General features: G+C 58.4%; 13 protein-coding genes. 5 read left to right on the top strand and 8 right to left on the bottom strand.

Annotation, left to right across the window (positions count from 1 at the left end; genetic code table 11):
* Positions 1–313: 313 nt before the first annotated feature.
* The 5 genes from aceE to msrA all read left to right on the top strand — a co-directional run bounded on the left by aceE (position 314) and on the right by msrA (position 10224).
* Positions 314–2959: a pyruvate dehydrogenase (acetyl-transferring), homodimeric type gene (aceE, locus tag SB725_RS11480; protein ID WP_027922043.1), complete on the top strand. Its 2646-nt coding sequence runs from the start codon at positions 314–316 to the stop codon at positions 2957–2959.
* An 11-nt stretch (positions 2960–2970) separates the two neighbouring features.
* Positions 2971–4932, top strand: coding sequence for a dihydrolipoyllysine-residue acetyltransferase (gene aceF, locus SB725_RS11475; RefSeq protein WP_410921773.1), 1962 nt, complete (start codon positions 2971–2973; stop codon positions 4930–4932).
* A gap of 271 nt (positions 4933–5203) precedes the next feature.
* Positions 5204–6598: an alkaline phosphatase D family protein gene (locus SB725_RS11470; RefSeq protein WP_410921772.1), complete on the top strand. Its 1395-nt coding sequence runs from the start codon at positions 5204–5206 to the stop codon at positions 6596–6598.
* A gap of 192 nt (positions 6599–6790) precedes the next feature.
* Positions 6791–9484, top strand: coding sequence for a putative bifunctional diguanylate cyclase/phosphodiesterase (locus SB725_RS11465; RefSeq protein ID WP_027922046.1), 2694 nt, complete (start codon positions 6791–6793; stop codon positions 9482–9484).
* A 92-nt stretch (positions 9485–9576) separates the two neighbouring features.
* Positions 9577–10224, top strand: coding sequence for a peptide-methionine (S)-S-oxide reductase MsrA (gene msrA, locus SB725_RS11460; protein WP_027922047.1), 648 nt, complete (start codon positions 9577–9579; stop codon positions 10222–10224).
* 91 nt (positions 10225–10315) lie between these two features.
* Here the strand turns inward: msrA and SB725_RS11455 are convergent, their stop codons facing one another.
* From SB725_RS11455 to putP, 8 genes are all read right to left on the bottom strand, one after another.
* Positions 10316–11152: a 23S rRNA (adenine(2030)-N(6))-methyltransferase RlmJ gene (locus SB725_RS11455; RefSeq protein ID WP_194940982.1), complete on the bottom strand. Its 837-nt coding sequence runs from the start codon at positions 11150–11152 to the stop codon at positions 10316–10318.
* A 306-nt stretch (positions 11153–11458) separates the two neighbouring features.
* Positions 11459–11782, bottom strand: coding sequence for a hypothetical protein (locus SB725_RS11450; protein ID WP_027922049.1), 324 nt, complete (start codon positions 11780–11782; stop codon positions 11459–11461).
* Positions 11783–12225: 443 nt separating this feature from the next.
* Positions 12226–12483: a hypothetical protein gene (locus SB725_RS11445; RefSeq protein ID WP_010464324.1), complete on the bottom strand. Its 258-nt coding sequence runs from the start codon at positions 12481–12483 to the stop codon at positions 12226–12228.
* A 336-nt stretch (positions 12484–12819) separates the two neighbouring features.
* Positions 12820–13239, bottom strand: coding sequence for a hypothetical protein (locus tag SB725_RS11440; RefSeq protein ID WP_049870740.1), 420 nt, complete (start codon positions 13237–13239; stop codon positions 12820–12822).
* On the bottom strand, positions 13236–18041 hold the full coding sequence (locus SB725_RS11435) for an RHS repeat-associated core domain-containing protein (RefSeq protein ID WP_410921771.1): 4806 nt from the start codon (positions 18039–18041) through the stop codon (positions 13236–13238). The genes SB725_RS11440 and SB725_RS11435 overlap by 4 nt, the downstream gene beginning before the upstream one ends.
* Positions 18041–18778: a DUF4123 domain-containing protein gene (locus SB725_RS11430; RefSeq protein WP_059181758.1), complete on the bottom strand. Its 738-nt coding sequence runs from the start codon at positions 18776–18778 to the stop codon at positions 18041–18043. The genes SB725_RS11435 and SB725_RS11430 overlap by 1 nt, the downstream gene beginning before the upstream one ends.
* Positions 18768–20786, bottom strand: a complete 2019-nt coding sequence (locus SB725_RS11425) for a type VI secretion system tip protein VgrG (RefSeq protein WP_059181759.1) — start codon at positions 20784–20786, stop codon at positions 18768–18770. Before SB725_RS11425 ends, SB725_RS11430 begins: the two co-directional genes overlap by 11 nt.
* Positions 20787–21151: 365 nt before the next feature.
* Positions 21152–22636 carry a sodium/proline symporter PutP gene (gene putP / locus SB725_RS11420; protein WP_027922055.1) on the bottom strand — a complete coding sequence of 495 codons (1485 nt, stop codon included), beginning with the start codon at positions 22634–22636 and terminating at the stop codon, positions 21152–21154.
* Positions 22637–22842 lie beyond the last annotated feature (206 nt).

Genomic DNA, 22842 nt, shown 5'->3' with positions numbered 1-22842 from the left:
TCGAACAAAAGTTAGAAATAGCTGAAAATTCTTTATTTTTGGCAGTGAACATCAAGCTTTCACCTTTTGTGGTTGGTAAAAGACCAACCTTAACGATTATTCTCACAACGCAGCCGGAGGCCACAAGCCATTCATCTGTAGTTTTACTACTCGTATATACATTCGAAAGGCTGAAATGCCCGAAGATTTGTAGTAAAACTACACGCCGCCGGAACAACCTCTCGGCAATCCAAGAATTTATATCGTCTGCCCACAAGGCCAGTCGCAAACTCAGGCAACCGATTCTGGAAGCCTTTCCGCCCTGGAGCAAGCCATGCAAGACCTCGATCCCGTCGAAACCCAGGAATGGCTGGACGCCCTGGAATCGGTTCTCGACAAAGAAGGCGAAGACCGCGCTCACTATCTGATGACCCGTATGGGCGAATTGGCGACCCGCAGCGGTTCGCAACTGCCTTACGCCATCACCACGCCATACCGCAACACCATTCCCGTTACCCACGAAGCACGCATGCCTGGCGACCTGTTCATGGAACGCCGCATTCGCTCGTTGGTACGCTGGAACGCGATGGCCATGGTGATGCGTACGAACCTGAAAGATTCTGACCTGGGCGGTCACATCTCCAGCTTCGCCTCCAGCGCCACCCTGTATGACATCGGCTTCAACTATTTCTTCCAGGCCCCGACCGACGAACACGGCGGCGACCTGATCTACTTCCAGGGCCACACCTCGCCAGGCGTTTACGCCCGTGCATTCATGGAAGGCCGCATCACCGAAGACCAGATGAACAACTTCCGCCAGGAAGTCGACGGTCACGGTTTGTCGTCCTACCCGCACCCTTGGCTGATGCCTGACTTCTGGCAGTTCCCGACCGTATCCATGGGGCTGGGCCCGATCCAGGCGATCTACCAGGCACGTTTCATGAAGTACCTGGAAGCCCGTGGCTTCATCCCGGAAGGCAAGCAGAAGGTCTGGTGCTTCCTGGGCGACGGCGAGTGTGACGAGCCGGAATCCCTGGGCGCGATCTCGCTGGCTGGCCGCGAGAAGCTCGACAACCTGATCTTCGTCATTAACTGCAACCTGCAGCGCCTCGACGGCCCGGTTCGCGGCAACGGCAAGATCATCCAGGAACTCGAAGGCGTTTTCCGCGGTGCTCAGTGGAACGTGACCAAAGTCATCTGGGGCCGTTTCTGGGACCCACTGCTGGCCAAGGACGTCGACGGTATCCTGCAACGTCGCATGGACGAAGTCATCGACGGCGAGTACCAGAACTACAAAGCCAAAGACGGCGCGTTCGTGCGTGAACACTTCTTCAACTCGCCAGAACTCAAGGCGATGGTTGCTGATCTGTCCGACGACGAGATCTGGAAACTCAACCGTGGCGGCCACGACCCGTACAAGGTCTATGCGGCGTACCACGAAGCGGTCAACCACAAAGAACAACCGACTGTCATCCTGGCCAAGACCATCAAGGGTTATGGCACCGGTGCCGGCGAAGCGAAGAACACCGCGCACAACACCAAGAAGGTTGATGTTGAAAGCCTGAAGCTGTTCCGCGATCGTTTCGACATCCCGGTCAAGGACGAAGAGCTGGAAAACCTGCCGTTCTTCAAGCCAGAGCCAAACAGCGCCGAAGCCCGCTACCTGAGCGAGCGCCGCACTGCACTGGGCGGTTTCGTACCACAGCGCCGCGCGCAGAGCTTCAGCGTGCCAACGCCGCCACTCGATACCCTCAAGGCAATCCTTGATGGCTCGGGCGACCGTGAGATTTCCACCACCATGGCGTTCGTGCGGATCCTCGCGCAACTGGTCAAGGACAAGGAAATCGGCTCGCGCATCGTTCCGATCATCCCGGACGAAGCCCGTACCTTCGGTATGGAAGGCATGTTCCGTCAGTTGGGCATCTACTCCTCCGTCGGCCAGCTCTACGAGCCAGTCGATAAAGACCAGGTGATGTTCTACAAGGAAGACAAGAAGGGCCAGATCCTCGAAGAAGGCATCAACGAAGCAGGCGCCATGAGCTCCTTCATCGCTGCCGGTACTTCGTACTCCAGCCACAACCAGCCAATGCTGCCGTTCTACATCTTCTACTCGATGTTCGGCTTCCAGCGTATCGGCGACCTCGCCTGGGCCGCTGGCGACAGCCGTACCCGTGGCTTCCTGATCGGCGGCACCGCCGGCCGGACCACACTGAACGGCGAAGGCCTGCAACACGAAGATGGTCACAGCCACATCCTGGCCGGCACCATCCCGAACTGCCGCACCTTTGATCCAACCTACGGCTATGAGCTGGCGGTGATCATCCAGGACGGCATGAAGAAGATGACCGAAGAGCAGCAGGACGTTTTCTACTACATCACCGTGATGAACGAGTCCTACCAGCAGCCAGCCATGCCGGCCGGTGTCGAGGAAGGCATCATCAAGGGCATGTACCTGCTCGAAGAAGACACCCGCGAAGCGGCACACCACGTTCAGCTGATGGGCTCCGGCACCATCCTGCGTGAAGTCCGTGAAGCGGCGAAGATTCTGCGTGAAGAGTTCAACGTCGGCGCTGACGTATGGAGCGTTACCAGCTTCAACGAACTGCGTCGCGATGGCCTGGCCGTCGAGCGCAGCAACCGTCTGCACCCGGGCCAGAAGCCTAAGCTGAGCTACGTCGAAGAGTGCCTGAACGGCCGTAAAGGTCCGGTCATCGCCTCTACCGACTACATGAAGTTGTTCGCTGAGCAAATTCGTCAGTGGGTCCCGTCCAAGGAATTCAAAGTCCTGGGCACCGACGGTTTCGGCCGCAGCGACAGCCGCAAGAAACTGCGTCATTTCTTCGAAGTCGACCGTCATTTCGTGGTGTTGGCAGCCCTGGAAGCATTGGCTGACCGTGGTGACATCGAACCTAAGGTTGTGGCTGAAGCCATCACCAAGTTCGGTATCAACCCGGAAAAACTCAACCCACTGGACTGCTGAGGAGAGATTCTGTGAGCGAACTCATTCGCGTACCTGACATCGGCAGCGGTGAAGGTGAAGTAATTGAACTGTTTGTGAAGGTCGGCGACCGTGTCGAAGCCGACCAGAGCATCCTGACGCTGGAATCGGACAAGGCGAGCATGGAAATTCCTGCGCCTAAAGCCGGCATCGTCAAAAGCATTAAAGTGAAGCTGGGCGATCGCCTGAAAGAAGGCGACGAACTGCTCGAGCTGGAAGTCGAAGGTGCCGCTGCTGCGGCCCCTGCGGCTGCCGCTGCGCCGGCTGCAAAAGCTGAAGCGAAACCGGCTGCGGCTCCTGCTGCCGCCGCCGCGCCAGCTGCTGCGCCGGCTGCCGCTTCGATTCAGAAAGTGCACGTGCCGGACATCGGTTCGGCGGGCAAGGCCCAGATCATCGAGATCCAGGTCAAGGTCGGCGACACCGTCGAGGCTGATCAATCCTTGATCACCCTGGAATCCGACAAGGCGAGCATGGAAATCCCATCGCCCGCCGCTGGCGTGATCAAGGCCATCAGCGTCAAGCTCAACGACGAAGTCGGCACCGGCGACCTGATTCTGGACCTGGAAGTGGCGGGTGCTGCGGCCCCTGCTGCTGCTCCAGCTCAGGCTGCAGCACCTGCCGCCGCGGCTCCAGCGCCAGCCGCTGCAGCTCCGGCTGCTCCAGTGGCCGACAGCGTTCAGGACATCCACGTTCCGGACATCGGTTCGGCGGGCAAGGCCAAGATCATCGAAGTGCTGGTCAAGGCCGGCGACACCGTTGAAGCCGACCAGTCGCTGATCACCCTGGAATCCGACAAGGCGAGCATGGAAATCCCATCGCCTGCCGCTGGCGTGGTGGAAAGCGTTTCCATCAAGCTGGATGACGAAGTCGGTACCGGCGACCTGATCCTCAAGCTGAAAGTCAAAGGCGCTGCGCCTGCTGCTGCCCCGGCTCCGGCCGCCGCTGCTGCACCGAGTGCTCCGGCGCCAGCCGCTGCTGCACCTGCCGCCGCCGCACCGGCTGCCGCCCCGGTTGCTGCTCCAGCCAAGCCTGGCGCCAAAGTTCACGCCGGCCCGGCCGTGCGTCAACTGGCTCGCGAGTTCGGCGTCGAGCTGAACGCCGTCGGCGCCAGTGGCCCGCACGGTCGCATCCTCAAAGAAGACGTGCAGGTTTACGTCAAAGCGATGATGCAGAAGGCCAAGGAAGCACCGGCCGCTGCTGCCGGCGCAACCGGCGGCGCGGGCATCCCGCCAATTCCGGTCGTGGACTTCAGCCGCTTCGGTGAAACCGAAGAAGTGCCGATGACTCGCCTGATGCAAATCGGCGCGTCGAGCCTGCATCGCAGCTGGCTGAACATTCCGCACGTGACTCAGTTCGATTCGGCTGATATCACCGAACTGGAAGCGTTCCGTATCGCTCAGAAAGCCGTTGCAGAGAAGGCCGGTGTCAAGCTGACCATCCTGCCGCTGCTGCTCAAGTCCTGCGCGCATTTGCTCAAGGAACTGCCGGACTTCAACAGTTCGCTGGCACCCAGCGGCAAAGCGATCATCCGCAAGAAGTACGTGAACATCGGCTTCGCCGTCGACACCCCTGAAGGCCTGCTGGTACCGGTCATCAAGAACGTCGACCAGAAGAGCCTGTTGCAACTGGCAGCCGAAGCCGCTGCGCTGGCCGCCAAAGCCCGCGACAAAAAGCTCACCGCTGACGACATGCAAGGCGCCTGCTTCACCATTTCCAGCCTCGGCCACATTGGCGGCACCGGCTTCACGCCGATCGTCAACGCGCCGGAAGTGGCGATCCTCGGTGTTTCCAAGGCAACCATCCAGCCAGTCTGGGACGGCAAAGCCTTCCAGCCGAAACTGATGCTGCCACTGTCGCTGTCCTACGATCACCGCGTGATCAACGGCGCCGCTGCTGCACGCTTCACCCAGCGTCTGAGCAGCCTGCTGGCGGACATCCGCACCATCCTGCTGTAACACCGAGCGGCCCTCCCTCACCAGAGGGCCGCTCGCGTTCCACGTTTTCCGAGCGCCACGCTCGTACCTCAACCCCGCCAATTTGGCGGGGCTTTTTTTGCCCTGAATAAAGCTTCTTCCTACAGCAGCGGCTTACATTGCCCACAACTCAAGTCCACTTCCTCCCGATATTTTCTTCGAAGCAGCAACTAGTCTTAGTTGCACTGAAACTTAATAAAATCACATCAGCTACTTCCTGCTTCGCTAGCAATTACTTCGAATGGAATCGAACATGTTAAAACCGACTGTCGGCCCGATTATGGGCCACACTACAACTAATCACGCGCGCATTTTTCTGCGTGGAGAACTTCAAGATAATGCATTGGCATTTGCAGGGGTTCGTTATCGGCGCCAAGGCGAAGCCCATTGGTCCCGAGGCGAATTTGTTAAGTTGACGCGCTTGCGCGACATGGCCGATGTGATTGCGCTCAATGAGCTGGCCAGCGACACCGAGTACGAATATCAGGCCGGCTGGTTCAGCCCGATGAGCCCGGTGCATACCGTGGAAACGGTCCAGGAACTGCCACTGCAATGGCCACGGGAGATTTACCGGTTCCGCACTCGCTCCAGCAAGACCACCACGCCACGAGCTTACGTGGTCGGCTCTTGCCGCTATCTACGCATGACGGCAGGCATTGCGTCGGCGCCGAAACGGGGTGACCGGATTTTTGCCTCGATTGCCGATTTGACTCAGCAGGTTGACCCGCCTGTCAGCGCGATGCTGATGACCGGCGACCAAATCTATGTCGATGACCTGAACCTCGTTGCTCCCGACCGGGAATACAAGGAAATACTCAATAAGTATCGTGCAGCTTTTTCCCAACCGAACATATCCAGATTAATGTCCAATTTGCCGACCTACATGATCCTCGACGACCATGAAATAGAAGACAACTGGCCTGCCAACAAAAGCAAGGGCGATGCTTACTTATATAAAAACGCCATCGTGGCTTATGAGCTCTATCAAGCCAGCCACAGTCCGGCACATGAACTTCTGACCAACGGACAGATAAACAGAAAACTAGAACGTTATTGGTATCAGTTCACCGACGGTGATATTGAATGGTTTGTCACCGACAGCCGTACTCGCCGCAACCTGTCCGCCGACGATCGCCGTATCCTTGATGAAGAACAGGAACAAACACTGCTCAAATGGCTGATCCACAGCCCGGCCCGGGTCAAATTCGTGGTCACTAGCGTGATGTTCTACCCCGACCGCAAACGCCATGGCGATGACGCCTGGAAGGCCTTTCCAGAACAACGCCTGCGATTACTGGAGACGATTCGCACGCACCGCATCAAGAACGTCATCTTCGTGTCGGGCGATGTCCACGGCTCCTTGACCAGTCGCCTGACCCACAGCGCAAACCCGGACTTCGAGGTGCACACCGTTGTCTCTTCGCCGCTGTGCAACAGCAAACTGCTGCCATACGCCAAGGCCTCCACCTTCATTCTGGATCAGCCGCTGGCGCAAACGGCGGCGGGGGACTATCGGCATGAACTGACCAGCCAAGTCGTCAGCGAGGACAACTTCGCCCATCTGATCGTTGATGGCGAGCAGGTTCAGGTCAATTACCACGACCGGGACGGCAAACGATTACAAACGGTAAACATCCCGCTGCACTAAGGTCATGAAGGCCAATTGCATTAGTTTTGAGCCCGGGCTGAAGAAAACTTCGCGCCGGCCGACATATTCTTATAGCACTTGGCCTTCATGTCTCTTGTCAGTCGGGGCCGCAATGATGCAACCTTGCCGCAGACAACAGTTAAGAGGGCGAGAGCCCGGCGCGATCAGCACATTCGAAGCGAGTTTCCCTCAATGAAAAGCCAACCCGATGCCGCCAGCCGTATGGTGGCCGAGGTAGTGACGCAGTTGCCTGTGCCCTCGCGGCTCGGCATGCTGCGTTTCGAACGGCTGAATGAGCCTAGCTGGGCGCTGCTGTTTCTCGATCCTAATTGCGAACGCCATTTCGGCCTGCCGGCCGTCGACCTGTGTGCGCTGGTCGACTCCCCCTACGCCAGCCTGATGGAGCCCGAAGCGCGCTATCAGCTGCATGACGCGGTCCAGCAGCAACTCACCGACAGTCCGAACTACCAGATCCGCTACACCTTGCACACCGCCTCGGGCGCCTTGAACCTGCTGGAACTGGGCGAAGCCTATAAACAGCACAATCGGCACCTGTTGCGCGGCTATCTGCTGGTGGTCGATGACCTGTTCGAGGGCTTTCAGCTTCAGCCCGCGCAGGATCTGGAAACCCAGAACTCGCGGCTGCAAATTGCCTTGGAGCTCAACCAGCGCGCCCAGCAGGAACAATTGCAGCATCTGGACCGGGTGCGCGCCCAGCAGGACCTGATCCTGTTGCTGACCCGCCAGCGCTACAGCACCAACAATTCCCTGCAAGAAGCCGCCGAACTGATCACCCGCAGCGCCTGCGACATCTACGAAATCGACTGTGCCAGCCTGTGGAACCTCGAAGGCTCGATGCTGGTGCCGATATCGGCCTATCACCGCGCCAGCAGTGAATACCAACTGCCGGAACCGATCGACGTCAGCGGCTTCCCCGATTACCTCGAAGCCTTGCACAGCAGCCGCGCCATCGATGCCCACAACGCCATGCGTGATCCGCGCACCCGGGACATGGCCGAGAGCCTGCGCCCGCGCGATGTGAACGCGATGCTCGACGCCAGTATCCGCGTCGACGGCCAGGTGGTCGGCGTGCTGTGCCTGGAACAGACGGGGGCGACCCGCGCCTGGCAGTCTGACGAAATCGCTTTCGCCGGCGAGCTGGCCGATCAGTTCGCCCAGGTCATCAACAACCACAACCGCCGCACCGCCACCAGCGCCCTGCACCTGTTCCAGCGGGCGGTCGAGCAAAGCGCCAACGCCTTTTTGCTGGTCAATTGCGACGGCGTGGTGGAATACGTCAACCCGAGCTTCACCGCGATCACCCAGTACAGCACCGAAGAAGTCCACGGCCAGCGGCTGTCGGAACTGCCGGCGCTGGAGAACCTCAGCGAACTGCTGTTCGACGCGCCCTCGGCGCTGGCCAAGAGCAACAGTTGGCAGGGTGAATTCAAGAGCCGACGTAAAAACCTCGAACCGTACTGGGGCCAGCTGTCGATCTCCAAGGTCTATGGCGACAACCGCGAGCTGACGCATTACATCGGCATTTACGAAGACATCACCCAAACCAAACTCGCCCAGCAGCGCATCGAGCGCCTGGCCTACACCGACAATCTGACCAACCTCGGCAACCGCCCGGCATTCATCCGCAACCTCGATGAACGCTTCGCCCGCGACACCGACACACCGATCAGCCTGTTGCTGGTGGACATCGACAACTTCAAGCGGATCAACGACAGCCTCGGTCACCAGACTGGCGACAAACTGCTGATCAGCCTGGCCCGACGCCTGCGCAACAGCCTGAGCCCGAGCGGCAGCCTGGCGCGTTTCGCCAGTAACGAATTCGCCGTGTTGCTGGACAACACCGACCTGCGCACCGGCCAACAGGTCGCCCATCAGTTGTTGATGACCCTCGACAAGCCGATGTTCGTCGACAACCAATTGATCAGCGTCACCGGCTCCGTGGGCCTGGCCTGTGCGCCGCTGCACGGTCGCGACCCGCAAACCCTGATGCGCAACGCCGGCCTGGCGCTGCACAAGGCCAAGGCCAACGGCAAGCATCAGGTCCAGGTGTTCACTGAAGCACTGAATGCCGAGGCCAGTTACAAGCTGTTCGTCGAGAACAACCTGCGCCGCGCCCTGACTCAGAACGAACTGGACGTGTTCTACCAGCCCAAGCTCTGCCTGCGCAGCGGCCGCCTGCTGGGCATGGAAGCGCTGCTGCGCTGGAACCACCCGGACAAAGGCATGATCCGCCCGGATCAGTTCATCAGCGTCGCTGAAGAAACCGGCCTGATCATCCCGATCGGCAAATGGATCGCGCGCCAGGCCTGTCGCATGAGCAAGGAACTGAGCGCCGCTGGACTGGGCAATCTTCAAGTGGCGATCAACCTGTCGCCCAAGCAGTTCTCCGACCCGGACCTGGTCTCGTCCATCGCCAACATCCTTAAGGAAGAAGCGCTGCCGGCGAACCTGCTGGAGCTGGAACTGACCGAAGGCCTGCTGCTGGAAGCCACCGAAGACACCCACTTGCAGCTCGACCAGCTCAAGCGCCTGGGCCTGACCCTGGCCATGGACGATTTCGGCACCGGTTACTCGTCGCTCAGCTACCTGAAAAAATTCCCGATCGACATCATCAAGATCGATCGCAGCTTCATCCACGAAATCCCGGACAACCAGGACGACATGGAAATCACCTCCGCAGTAATCGCCATGGCCCACAACCTGAAACTCAAGGTCGTGGCGGAAGGCATCGAGACCGCCGAGCAACTGGCGTTCTTGCGCCGCCACCGTTGCGACGTCGGTCAGGGCTACTTGTTCGACCGGCCGATCCCCGGCGCCGAGCTGATCGAAAAGCTCAAGCGCTACCCGCGCGGCCCTCTCGTCTGACCCCACTCCTACAGGGGTAGTGCGTAACGGGAAGGGTTTGGGCACACTGGCGGTCTGATTCCTACATCCCAACCTGACTGAGAGGACTGATCATGGTCTTGCGCTCGGAAATCCTGGTGAACAAAAACGTGCTTCCAACCAAAGAACAAGCTCTACCCGGCCGTGAAACCCCGATGAACCTGCCGGAAAAACATTTCGTCCACGACTCCCCGCTGCTGGGCCCGTTCGTCACCAACGTCGACTTTGCCATCTTCGGCCTGGGTTGCTTCTGGGGCGCGGAACGTCGTTTCTGGCAGCGTGAAGGCGTGGTCAGCACAGTCGTGGGTTACGCCGGCGGCTTCACGCCGAACCCGACCTATGAAGAAGTCTGCTCAGGCCTGACCGGCCACAGCGAAGTGGTGCTGGTGGTCTACGAGCCGGAAAAAGTCAGCTACGACGAGCTGCTGAAGATGTTCTGGGAACTGCATAACCCGACTCAGGGCATGCGTCAGGGCAACGACATCGGCACCCAGTACCGCTCGGTGATCTATGCGACCAACCCGGAGCAACTAGCAGCCGCCAAACACAGCAGGAACGTGTTCCAGGCTGAATTGACCAAGGCCGGGAAAGGCGAAATCACTACCGAAATCGCCGAAGCGCCGACGGTCTACTTCGCCGAGGCGTATCACCAGCAGTACCTGGCGAAAAACCCTGAAGGCTATTGCGGGATTGGCGGCACAGGCGTGACCTGCCCGATCTAAAGATAGCTGCAAGCGGCAAGTTTCAAGCTTCAAGCGAAAGTCCCGCGCGCACCGCTTTTACTTGCAGCTTGCCGCTTGAAACCTGTCGCTGCTATTCAGCAATCAACCAATCCATCTGCCATCCACCCTGGGTCTGCCCCAATTTCTTGGACAGCCACGGCAGCAACTCACGCAATTCCTCTTCCAGCCCCCACGGCGGATTCGCAATCGCCAACCCGGACCCGTTCAGACTGTTCGGCGTATCCAGCGGATGCACCAGCAACTCCACGCGCAACAACTTCGGCGCGCCCGAGCCTGCCAGATCCTGATAGAAACGACGCAACAGGCGCTGGTCCTTCACCGGGTACCAGATCGCCGCCACGGTCTGACGCATCCGGCCAACCGCTTCTTTCAGCGACGCCGCACAGCGCTGCATCTCATCGAGCTGTTCAAACGGCGGATCAATCAACATCACAGCCCGCTTTTCCTGCACCGGCAACATCGCGCGCGGCACATGCCAACCTTCGCCCAGATGCACCTTCACCCGACGATCACCGGCCATGTTGTCCTTGAGCAGCAAACCGTCTTCGGGGTGCTTCTCGTTGAGCATCACCCGATCCTGCGGCCGCGTCAGACGCCGCGCCAGCTCCGGCGACCCCGGGTAATAGCGCAACTGGCCATCCGGGTTCATGTCGTGCAGCACGTTCATGTAATCGGCGGTCAGCGCCGGCAGGTCCGGCTGATCCCACAGACGCGCAATACCTTCCAGGTACTCACCGGTACGGCTCGCCTGATCACCCTGCAGGTCATACAGACCAATGCCGGCGTGAGTGTCGAGATAGGCAAACGGCTGCTCCTTGCGCGACATCAGGGCGATGAGGCGGGTCAAGGTCAGGTGTTTGAACACATCGGCGTGATTGCCGGCATGGAAGGCGTGACGATAATTCATGATTGCTCCTGCGAAGGCCGGGAAGTTTACCTTGTACCGAGGCGAACGTCAGGACCTCGCAGCCGAGCGGGCACTTGCAGGCCCACAAACCTGCGGTGAGGGGGCTTGCCCCGTCGGGCTGCACAACAGCCCCAAAATATCCCAGTACCCACAAGACCCTGTGGCGAGGGGGCTTGCTCCCGCTCGACTGCGTAGCAGTCGCCAAACCAAACCCCTCGGAACAACTGACATAACCGAGTTGCAGGTTTTGGGGCCGCTACGCAGCCCAGCGGGAGCAAGCTCCCTCGCCACAAAAGCAGCCAGTCGCTATTGCGAAGGCATCGCCCGCAATCGCCGTCCAATCACATCCAGCACATCACACCCATCCCGCAACGGAATGGCGCACAGCAACGCAAAATCACTAAGAATGAACGACTCACACTCAACCGAACCGCGCATCGAAATGTTCTCCAACACCTGCGTGACGGCGCGAATTCGATAGTTGGCAGCCTCGTATAAAACATCGAGCGGCGCGTGGGTATCGACGAACAGCGTGGGCATGTCGGTGCAGTTGCTGGTGAGGGCCATGAAACGGTTTTTGGGGTGGGGGATTGGTTTTTCGTAGGGTGGATCTGGCGTTAGCGTTGTCATTTGTAAATTCCATGAGTATGAAAATGAGCTGCCAAACGCACCCTCCTACAGGTTTGGGTGGCAGCCATGCGCAGGAGTAGGAGTACCGAGCACTCATGAACCTCGGTCACGCCGAAGCGTGTCCCGCACACAGCCGCCGCGAACGATCATATGGACACGAGTTAAGTGCCGCAATCAAACGACAGAGCTGTTGCATCATGAGAGAGGGCTCCTACACCCTGCCACCACTTGCGCGGTGACAGCCAAAGACTATCCCTGCAACCCATCGCCCACCAGTTCATGGAAGCCGTCACAACTTGAAGGAAACTTCCGATGAGTTTGCCCGGAAAATTCGTAAGAATTACGAGATCTTTAAACAAGACGTAAACATTCCGTAGTGCTGGCAATCGGTATTGAGAATGCCGACGCGTGGGATTCGAGACTGATAGGCGCTACCTTCTCCATCACCAGCTGGACTGATCTTCAAGACTTGCTTTATAAAGATCATCTTTCCACTCCAAGCTTGCCAACGCGTATATATCCTCAAAAAAACCGCGAGAATCTACTATCTCCGTCTCATCCCACGCGATAGTAATGCATTCATCGTAGTCGCTTTCAAACTGTGTAGAAAAATCAAACTCCCTATCGGCCAACGCCCCCTCAAGAATTTTAAATAGAGCAAACCGGTGTCTGTAACTTAGGTAGCCCAAACCACGCAGCACGAACGTTCTAATTACTTCACACCGTTCCCGACGAAGATTAGGGTTATATTTCCAAAGGACTTCTCCTAATTCCTCCTCCCGATCATAAATCTCAAGCCCCCCCTAAAATATAAGAAAGTCTAGGTTCCCAAGGTAGGTTTACATTTTCAAATGGAGATTTCAAAATCTGTTACTCGCTTTTATCTCGGAAAAGCCGTAAATGCGCGCCTAGTATTATTTTTATCAAACCTCGTTTCCACCTCATTCATAACCTAAGCATAAAGGGGACGAATTTATTTATTACTCTTGAGAATCCCGACGCGTGGGAGCCCAGACTGACAGGCACCACCTTATCCATCACCAACTGTCCCGATCTTCAAGACTCGCCAAAAGAAGATCTTCCTTCCATGCCTCCTGAGCCAACATATAGACATCTTGAAGAAATCCACGGGGATCCTCCAATGCATACCACTCACCACGCGGCCAACTACCTGCATCTTCTTCATCTATATCAAACAAACTCTGAAAATCATAAGACGCATCGCTTAACTTTTCCGCTAGAAAACCCATGAGCACGAACTTATGTCTATAGGACAGATAACCTAGATTCAAGCTGTATCTTTTGATCAGCTCCGCTCTGTCAAAGCGATCATTAGGATCAAATACTTCCAGTTCCGCGCCCCGAGTTTCCTCACGATCATAAACATCAAAGACGCCAATAAACCACATCAAATCGGGTTGAAACTCTTCATTTAAAAATGGATCTCGCAACATCATTTTCTCTCCGAAGGAAAACCAGTAAAAGGCCGTAGCACATTATCCTTATCGAACTTAACTTCAAGCCAATTCAGATCTTCATTTAGTGTTGGGTTACGAGCGTCTTTCTTGTTCGGTTTATAACCACGTCCGGCCCCAGGAAGCTCCATCCTTACGATCGGATTCTTATGTTGGTCCTTCCCTGTATGCGGGCTCAAACCTAACGCTTCCCTTGTCATAGCTTTATTCAATGCCCCCAAATGCATACGCCAGTTTCTGAATTGAGAGCTCAAGTTCCCTCTAGCGCCTTTCGGAACTTCACCGGTATGAGGGTCGGCCCCATTATCTGCTCGTTGTTTGAGCGCTTGGTCCGGTATTTCTGAACTGTGTTTTTTAACCGTGTGCATGTCATATTTTTTTTCCATTTCCTCAACACGCCGCTTCGCATTCGCCTCCGCAAGCTCATCAATCCGCGCCCTCCGCTGATCACCTGTCAGCTTCGGCAGCGCCGGCTCACCTTCATCTACCCTAGCGCCAGTCGTATCATCCGGCGCCCCACACCCAGGCTTATTCGGTGGCGGACAATTCCCGCTCAACCCCAACGGATCAACCCACCCCGTCGGGTTCGGCGTGTACTGGTACTGATTCAGCCCACCCGCCAACTTGATCGGGTCCGGCGTCAGATACCGTCCAACCTCCGGATCATAGTACCGATGCCGGTTGTAGTGCAGACCGCTCTCGGCATCAAAGTACTGCCCTTGAAAGCGCAGCGGCTGCTCAAGCTGCTCGCCCCCGCCGAACGCCTGCTGCGTAACTTTGCCGTAGGCGTTGTACTTCGCCGACCAGACGATCTCGCCACCAAAATCGGTCAGTTCTTGCGGTGTGCCGAGGTGGTCGAGTTGGTAGTAGAACGGGCAGGCTTTGCGCGGGCCTTTGCCGTCGAGCATGGCCAGCGGGCGGAAGCTGCCGGGTTCGTAGAGGTAGCTGCGGTAGTGTTCGCGACTGCTTTCGGCGACGAGGTTGTCGCCTTGCCAGAAGAATTCGGTGGTGTGGCCGTCGACGGTTTTGGCGATGCGGCGGCCGAAGGCGTCATAGCGGTAGCTGGCGGTGCGACCGTCCGGGGTGGTGACGCCGATCAAGCGGTGTTGGCAGTCGTAGCGGTAGTCGGTGACGAGCTTTTGCCCGGTGCCGCGGCGTTCGCGGATGAGGTTGCCGAAGGCGTCGTAGTCGTAGTGGCGGTCGCCTTGCATCAGCAGGCGATTGCCCAGCACTTTCGCGGCGCCGGGGCGGTCCTGCATCAGCAGGTTGCCGGCCGGGTCGTGGGCGAAGCTTTCCGCTGGGGTGTCGCGGGTGTGGCGCACGCGGGTCAGGCGGTTGAGCGGGTCGTAGGTGTAGTTGCGTTGGCCGTGGCGGGTGTCGGCGATGCTGTCGAGATTGCCGTTGGCGCTGTAGGCATAGTCGCGGCGATACAGCGGTTGTTGCTGTTGGCTGACAGCATGGGCTTTCAGACGCCCCTGATCGTCGTAGGCAAAGTCGCTGAGCAACTGGCCTTGCTGACGTTGTTGTTCGCGACCGAAGGTAAATTGGTGGCTAGTGAGCTGCGCACCATTGAGGTCGATGGCGGTGAGCGCGCCGCCCTTGGCATGGTGGTAGTCGAGTTTGCTGCCGTCCGGCAGGCGCAGGCGATTAAGTTGGCCGCAGGCGTCGTAGCCATAACGCAGCGTGCCCCAGCCCTGATGCTCGGTGATCAGTCGGTCTTGTTGGTCGTATTCGAATTCCAGCGGATGGTCGTGGCCGTCGTCGACGCCGATCAGCCGGCCGAAGCTGTCGTAGCGGTACTCGACCTTGAGCCCGTCGGGCAGGGTTTTGACCAGTAGTCGCCCTGAGGAATCCCGTTCGTAAGCGGTGACCAGCTGCGAACCGTCTGCGCCGAACTCGGTCTTTTCCTGCAGATGACCATTGAGGTCGTAGGCATACGCCGTGCGTTGGCCGTCGAAGCCGGTTTCCTGTCGGATCAGTCCGCCGGCGGTGTAGTCCAGCTGATATTTTTCGCCGGATTCGTTTTCGATTTCCGTGAGCAACAGCTGCGCGTTGTCGTAGCGATACTTCAGCTGGGAGCCGTCGGCATTAAGCCGACGGCTGACCAGGTGCAGGTCGTTGAGGTATTCGTAGCGCGTGATGCGGCCGAGCTCGTCGCGTTCGGCGGTGATTTTTCCGTAGGCGTTGTAGCTGTAGGCGCGACTGGCACCGGTAGGAAGAATCGTCTGGATCAGTCGGCCAACGGCGTCCCATTGCGACTGAGTGACTGCACCCTGCTCGTCCTGACGGGTAATCTGCCGGCCGAGCGAGTCGTAGGAAAACCGCCGTACACCACCGTCCGGTAGCGTTTCCTCGACCAGTTGCCCCAAACCGTTCCAGACGAACACATGCCGACTGGTGTCCGGATAGCGAATCGACAGCAACTGACCTTTTTCGTCGTAGTGGTAATGGGTGATCTGGCCGTCGGGATCGGTCGCTTCGGTAACGTCACCCTGGGCATTGCGCCGATACTTCCACACGGCTTTACCGCGATAGCGGGCGTGCAGGAAACCGTTGCGGTATTCGTAGGCCGTTGGCTCGTCTTCCGGCGGAATCAGCGCCACCAGGCGTCCGACTTCGTCGTATCGGTATTCGGTGACGGCGCCGAGCGGGTCCTGCTCGGCAATCAGCCGGCCTTCTTCGTCATAGGCCTTGAGCTGTTCACCGCCATCCAGTTCGACCTTGCGCACCAGCCGCGCCCGCTCGTCGTGGACGTAAACCTCTTCGCTGCCGTCGACGTTGTGCACGGTGACGCTGCCGGCGTCATCCCACACGTAGCGCGCATCCATCTGTGCGAATGAGGCCCAGTGGCGGACACAGCGTGCCGCTTTTCCGGACCTTTCCCACGCCCAGAAGAAACTCGCCCCACCGGCCAGTTGCCGCTGGAGGATGACGTGCTGGTCGTCGTAGTCGTAGCGTTCGCTTTCACCGGCGGCGTTGCTGGCTTCGATCAGGTGTGCGCGTTCGTCGTAGGTGTAACTGACCAGGGTTTGCTCGGTCTTCCAGGACTCATCGAGGGTCTCGGCCGGGACAAATACCTGGTAGTCGACGGCGACCAAATGGCTGCGCTCATAACGCAAGCGCAAGGCGCGGCCGGCGCCGTTGTCGAGACGCTGGATGCGGTCCTGACGGTCGCGGGTGATGCGCAGGCGGTTGTCGTATCCGTCGCTGATCGCGGTCAAAAAACCATTTTGAAAGTGGTAAAAACGCGTGTCGTCACCGGCCTGGGCGAGGATCAGTTCTTCGGGTTCAGCCCCGAGATAAATCGCCGCGCGCGACAGGCTGTTGTGAATCGCCGGGCGTTCAGCGGTCGGCAGCGGGAATGGGGTGCGACGATTTTCGTGGTCGATCCAGATGACGCTGTCGCCGTCGATGTCCAGTCGATGGGAGAGCGAATGACTCCAGCCGAAACCGAGGCCGCAATCGATTTCGGCAGCACTGGTGCGATAGAGCCGGGTGAAGTCAAACGGCAGGAGGCCGTCCAGCGCACCGTCGGTGAGGGTCAGCAGTTCTTCGCCGGTGACCATCGACACCGGGCACTTGTTGGTGGCGGTTTTGTTGGCGGAATCGGCGGGGTCGCCGTTGGGGTTTTTCGCCTGATCCGGGGCGTTGTCGTGGTGTTCGTTTTGCTTGAGGGTGGTGTTGCGTTTGGCATCCCAGCGCAGTTGCATGCGCCCCTTGTTTAGTCCCGCTGCAACGCCGCGCGCGGCGACTGTTTTGTAGCGGTCTACGTACTCCATAAAGTTGTCGATGATCGTGACCATCGACTTCACGAAGCCCATCACGGCCTGAAAAATCTGCGCGCTGTACTTGGCCAGTCGCACTGTCAGCCAGGCAATACCGACGCCGACCACGCTCAACACCAAGCCAATCAATACGTCGATGACCAGGCCAACCACACCTTTGGAAATGGCCTCAGCCGACGTCCCGGCCAATTGCGATGGCGGCAATGCTTCGAGCCATAACATTGCGGTGCGCATCAGCAAACACAACGCCGCCTCGTCGCTGGCCAGCAACAGGGCTTTTTCCATTTTGTCTGGGGCGCTTACAGCGAGACTTGCCAGTTCTCCTGCGCTTTCACCCAGTTTCTCGGCAAAGGCGTCAGGGTCTTTCAGAATGTCGGTTAGTTCACCGATACCATCCCAAACAGCCTGAACGGCCGCCCAACCTCCTGCGAGCATTCCATTGCCCACGGCGGCCAACGAGGCCGACATCGTTTGCTGCGACCACTGCGGTTTAAACCCCTGCCACTCGTTGCGCAGCCAGCCTTCCAGCTCCGTGGCCAGGCCTTTGTAAGAATCAAAAAGCTTGTCGATCTGCTTCGGTGTAACTTCACTCTGAACATGAACACGGTAGAACTTGCCAGGTATCCCTTCGAACTGCCCCTTACCGTTTTCATCGAGTTTGACCGATTTGATCTCGCCGCCATCCCGGGCAATCACATCAACTGAAATATTCCCCAACGGAATGTCATAAACCGATTCAAACTTGCTCTCGATTTCCAGAATCCCACTTGCCGGACACTGAGCAACACCCGAGAAAAAATCATCATCGCCACCGCTCACCGCTGTCGTGGTGCTCCCAAGTTTTATCAGTCGCTCCATGTCCATCAGCGAAGGCAAATCCATCGCCCGGCTGACCCTGTCCGTATTCCGCCCCAAGAAGCTGCCAAGTTGCTGGCGATACACAACCAGCGTGTCTTTAAACCCGTCGAGCTCCTGCTCGATCCGCACGATCTGATCCATCAGTCCAGCTCCGTCATCAGGTAATCCACCAAGGCTGATTTCGGTGCTTGAGGCAGGTCCGGCGTCTGCAAGAAGAGCGCGACTTTGTGCCGCAATACGCTCGGCGAAAACGCTTCATAAAGATCAGGTCGGTCCTCGCTCAACCACATCAGCAAGTTGTTGATGCGAGTCGTCGCGGACTCGCCAGCGAGGTACTTGAGTAGCGACTCGGAAACTTCCCACCACGGAAAAACCCTGGTGGTTTTCAGCGCACTGCCGCCGATATCCAGCGGCTGACCATTGATCAAACAACGGTCGATCACCGGCATTAACTGCGTGGCATTCACTTCGCCGGACTGAAGAATCGGCAGCACATAACGCCCGTCCCAGAAGCGGAAAAACACCGCATGTCCGTTGGGCAAAAGTACCTGGGTAAGGCTGCGCAGATGCTCGACCAGCCCCTCTTGAGACGCAGAAGAAACCGCTAACCAACCCCAATCGCGAGACTCGGTGGCAGCGACCCACTCGAGAAACTCACTGCCTGCCTCAATGATTCCCACAAAAGGCATCACCGGTTCCCACTCGGCGTAGGCGGTATCGGCCCAGATCGGGTGCGGCGCGTGAACGGTGGTCGATTGCTGCCAGACTTTGAACGGCTCAGCCGTGCTGGCATTACTGAAAATCGCAAAGAGTTGTTCCGACGGTTTCAGCGGCTGCCGCTCCAGCCAGTCGCGAGGCGTTAAATGATCAGGCCGCACAGACACCGTCCTTGCAGCGCTCACATTCCTCACAAAACGGCGCGTCGCTTTTCAGGCTCATGATTTGTGCAGCACTCAACAACGCTGCCGACGCAGCGGCGAGTTTCAACGGCGTATTCGGCGCCGTCGGCGCAGCCGCCATCGGCGGCATCAACGCCCCGCCCACCTGAATCGGCACGCTGCTGAAAATCCCCCCAGGACCGATATTGATCCACTGCCCGCCCGCCTGAATCGTCGCGCTGGCGCCACCGTCGATCACCACTTGCTGGCCGGCGCTGACGTGGAATTGCTGACTGGCGTTGAGCGCCTGGCTAGTCACGCGAATGTGCCGATCACCCATCACCACCAAGTGATCGTCGAGCTTCACTTCGGCCTGGCGCTGGCCATGGGTGATGCGCTGCTCGTCGGCCTTCAACTCGTGGCGAGCGGTGCCGGTGACGACGATGCTGCGCTGGTTATCGACCTGCACGTGCTGATCGTTCAACACATGCTGGGTCCAGTTTCGCTGGGCGCGCAGGTAGATTTCCTCGGCGCCTTTGCGATCCTCGATGCGCAGTTCGTTGTACCCCCCGCCTCCCGGACTGCTCTGGCTGCGGAAAATGCTGCGGGTCTTGTCGGCGGGCAGGTCCAGCGGAACGGGCGTCGCCGCGTTCGGCAGGCAACCCATCACCAGCGGCTTGTCGGCATCAGCGTCGATGAAGCCGACCAGCACTTCCATGCCGACGCGCGGGATCAGCACGCTGCCATAACGGTCATGCGCCCAGCCCGTGGCCACGCGCAGCCAGCAACTGGAGTGTTCGTTGAGTTGTCCATCACGGTCCCAGGCGAGCTGAACCTTGACCCGACCGAACTCGTCGCAATGGATTTCGCTGTCAGTCGGCCCAGTGACCACGGCCGGTTGATAGCCGAGCATGCGGGGCTTTTGCGGCCCCAGTGGCGGACGAAACGAAACGTCCCATGGCGTCGCCAGAAACGTATTGCGATACCCCTGAAAGTCGTCCGGGTCGTCACTGGTGGCCGATTCCTCCAGCACTTGTGGCTGGCGGCCGCGATGTTCGATTTGAGTGATCAGCCACAGGTCGTTCCATGCCTGACGCGGATGCTCGGCGAGGTGCAGGAAATGCCCGCAAACCAGCGACGAATCGTCGCCTTTACCTTCAGCCAGACGAAAGTCGGCATTGTGGCGTTCGAGTGCACGGTGGGTCAGTTGCTTGCCATGTTCGCGATCAATGAACTGGCCGGGGAAGTGGTAATCCTCCAGCACCGGGCGCTGTTCGCTGTCGAGACGGGTTTCGAGTTGCAGGCGAGGTTTTTGAAAGTCGTAGTCGCGACGCGCGACCGCGGTCGTGCGGGTTTCCAGACGCACGTTGAAGCGTTTGATGGCCGGCGCAACCGCCGCCATTCCGCTGCCCGGCAGATACAGCGTCGACTCGGGCAGACGAGGAAAAACCGTCTGGTCATCACCGAACACCAGCAGATGCCCGTCGGGGCTGTGTTGGAAGTGGTAGTGAATGCCGATCTCGGCACACAACCGCTGGATGAACGCCAGATCGCTTTCGGCGTACTGCACGCAGTACTCGCGAGGTGCGTAGTCGCTGCCGAGCTGAAACTCGAACGCATCGCGCTGGATGCCATGGTCCTTGAGGACCTGGGCGATGATCGTTGGCACACTTTTGTGCTGGAAGATGCGCTGGTTGATGCGCTGACCGAGGTAAGCCAGGCGCGGCACGAGGCTGATCTGATAACCCGTCAGACGTTTGCCGGAGTCGCTTTGGCCGACGAGAAAAATCTGACCGTGGATACCGGAACCTTGTGCATCGAAACTCAGAAACGCCTGACGGTGCAGCAGGCTTTCCAGTTCTATGTCTGGCCGTTCACTGACCAGTTCCAGGTCAAAACGGTAGGGTTGGCTGATGGCTTCCGTGCCCGTGAACTCAAGGACTTTGAGCTCATTCTGGACGCCGTCGAGGGTCAACGTGAAACGCGGTTGATTGGCAGGCGCGAACATCCGATGTGTCTCTGCAGAATGAAGGCGGGCGATTCTGCATGAGCGACAAGGGGGGTTGAGGGAGGGACAAGGAAATCAGATTCCCCCTACTTTTAAAGAGATTTGTCCTTCACGAATCAGTGCGTTTGGCTACAGACATCTCCCTCAAAACCACCACCAATCCCCTGTAGGAGTGAGCCTGCTCGCGATAACGGTTAATCATTCAACTTGATGTCGACTGACCCGGCTATCGCGAGCAGGCTCACTCCTACAGGAATATGTACAGGGATTCGAGATTTATACAGGCCAAAAAAAACGGCCCGCCTCCATCAGGAAGCGGGCCGTTTTCATGTTCGGCGAGAGATCAGCGCCTCAGCTCATCCCCATCACTTGTTCAGACGGAAATCTGCCTCGGCCGCAGCAAAACGCTGGAGCATGCCGTGAGTCGGCGAACCCAGCTTGCTGACGATGTAGATCGCCAGGCTGGCGAAGATGAAACCAGGGATGATTTCGTACAGGCCCAGCAGTTCGAAGTGTTTCCACACGATCACGGTGATCGCGCCGACCAGGATGCCGGCCAGTGCGCCGTTGCGGGTCATGTCTTTCCAGATCACGGAGATCAGCACAACCGGACCGAACGCAGCACCGAAACCGGCCCAGGCGTAGCTGACCAGACCCAGTACGCGGTTTTCCGGGTTGGCGGCCAATGCGATGGCGATCAGGGCAACCAGCAGCACCATGGCGCGACCGACCCAGACCAGTTCCACCTGGGAAGCGGATTTACGCAGGAAGGTTTTGTAGAAGTCTTCGGTCAGGGCGCTGGAGCACACCAGCAACTGGCAGCTCAGGGTGCTCATCACGGCAGCCAGGATGGCCGACAGCAATACACCGGCAACCCATGGGTTGAAGAGGATTTTCGCCAGTTCGATGAACACACGTTCGTGGTTTTCAGTGACCGGACCGGCCAAATCAGGGTTCGCCGAGAAGTAAGCGATACCAAAGAAACCTACCGCAACGGTGCCACCCAGGCACAGGATCATCCAGGTCATGGAGATGCGACGGGCGTTGGCAATCGATTTGACCGAATCCGCCGCCATGAAACGCGCGAGGATGTGCGGCTGGCCGAAGTAGCCCAGACCCCAGCCCATCAGCGAAATGATGCCGATGAAGGTGGTGTTTTTCAGCATGTCGAAGTTGCTGGCGTCTTGCGCTTCGATGGCCAGAAACGTGGTGTCGACGCCGCCGGTGGCGAGCAGCACAATGATTGGCGTCAGCAATAGCGCGAAGATCATCAGTGTGGCTTGTACGGTATCGGTCCAGCTTACGGCGAGGAAACCGCCGACGAAGGTGTAGGCAATCGTCGCCGCAGCACCGGCCCACAGCGCGGTCTCGTAGGACATGCCGAAGGTGCTTTCAAACAGACGGGCGCCAGCGACGATGCCGGAAGCGCAGTAAATGGTGAAGAACACCAGGATTACCACCGCAGAAATGATCCGCAGCAAGCCGCTTTTGTCTTCGAAACGGCTGGCGAAGTAATCCGGCAGGGTCAGGGCATCGCCGTTGTGCTCGGTCTGCACGCGCAGACGGCCAGCGACGAACAGCCAGTTCAGGTAAGCACCGATGATCAGACCAATGGCGATCCAGCTTTCGGACAGGCCAGACATGTAGATGGCGCCCGGCAGGCCCATCAACAACCAGCCACTCATGTCGGAGGCGCCGGCGGACAAGGCCGTGACGACGCTGCCCAGGCTGCGACCGCCCAAAATGTAGTCAGAAAGGTTGTTGGTGGAGCGATAGGCCATTAAGCCGATCAGCACCATTGCTGCGATGTAGATCACGAACGTGATCAGGGTTGGATTGCTTACGCTCATTCTGTGATGCCCTGGCTTTGTTTTTATGTGGCGCCAGCGTGTGAACCCGCCGACAAACGACAACGTTTGTTCAGACGATTTCAAAGCCCGCGCATTTAAGACTGATGTTTCCCCAGGAAAGCCATCAGCCGGCGCACCGATTTTTCATCCGGTTGCACCTTGGGGCGCGAATCCTATTCAACAATCCAAATAAGGTGCAACCCATT

Source organism: Pseudomonas sp. SIMBA_041 (assembly GCF_046535095.1).
In the GTDB taxonomy this organism is placed as follows: Bacteria; Pseudomonadota; Gammaproteobacteria; order Pseudomonadales; family Pseudomonadaceae; genus Aquipseudomonas; species Aquipseudomonas mucoides.
This window is presented reverse-complemented; position numbering and strand designations above follow the sequence as displayed.

Coding starts and splice junctions, on each gene's coding strand:
- aceE (WP_027922043.1), top strand. CDS start 314: ATGCAAGACCTCGATCCCGTCGAAACCCAGGAATGGCTGGACGCCCTG.
- SB725_RS11470 (WP_410921772.1), top strand. CDS start 5,204: ATGTTAAAACCGACTGTCGGCCCGATTATGGGCCACACTACAACTAAT.
- SB725_RS11465 (WP_027922046.1), top strand. CDS start 6,791: ATGAAAAGCCAACCCGATGCCGCCAGCCGTATGGTGGCCGAGGTAGTG.
- msrA (WP_027922047.1), top strand. CDS start 9,577: ATGGTCTTGCGCTCGGAAATCCTGGTGAACAAAAACGTGCTTCCAACC.
- SB725_RS11455 (WP_194940982.1), bottom strand. CDS start 11,152: ATGAATTATCGTCACGCCTTCCATGCCGGCAATCACGCCGATGTGTTC.
- SB725_RS11450 (WP_027922049.1), bottom strand. CDS start 11,782: ATGACAACGCTAACGCCAGATCCACCCTACGAAAAACCAATCCCCCAC.
- SB725_RS11440 (WP_049870740.1), bottom strand. CDS start 13,239: ATGATGTTGCGAGATCCATTTTTAAATGAAGAGTTTCAACCCGATTTG.
- SB725_RS11435 (WP_410921771.1), bottom strand. CDS start 18,041: ATGGATCAGATCGTGCGGATCGAGCAGGAGCTCGACGGGTTTAAAGAC.
- SB725_RS11425 (WP_059181759.1), bottom strand. CDS start 20,786: ATGTTCGCGCCTGCCAATCAACCGCGTTTCACGTTGACCCTCGACGGC.
- putP (WP_027922055.1), bottom strand. CDS start 22,636: ATGAGCGTAAGCAATCCAACCCTGATCACGTTCGTGATCTACATCGCA.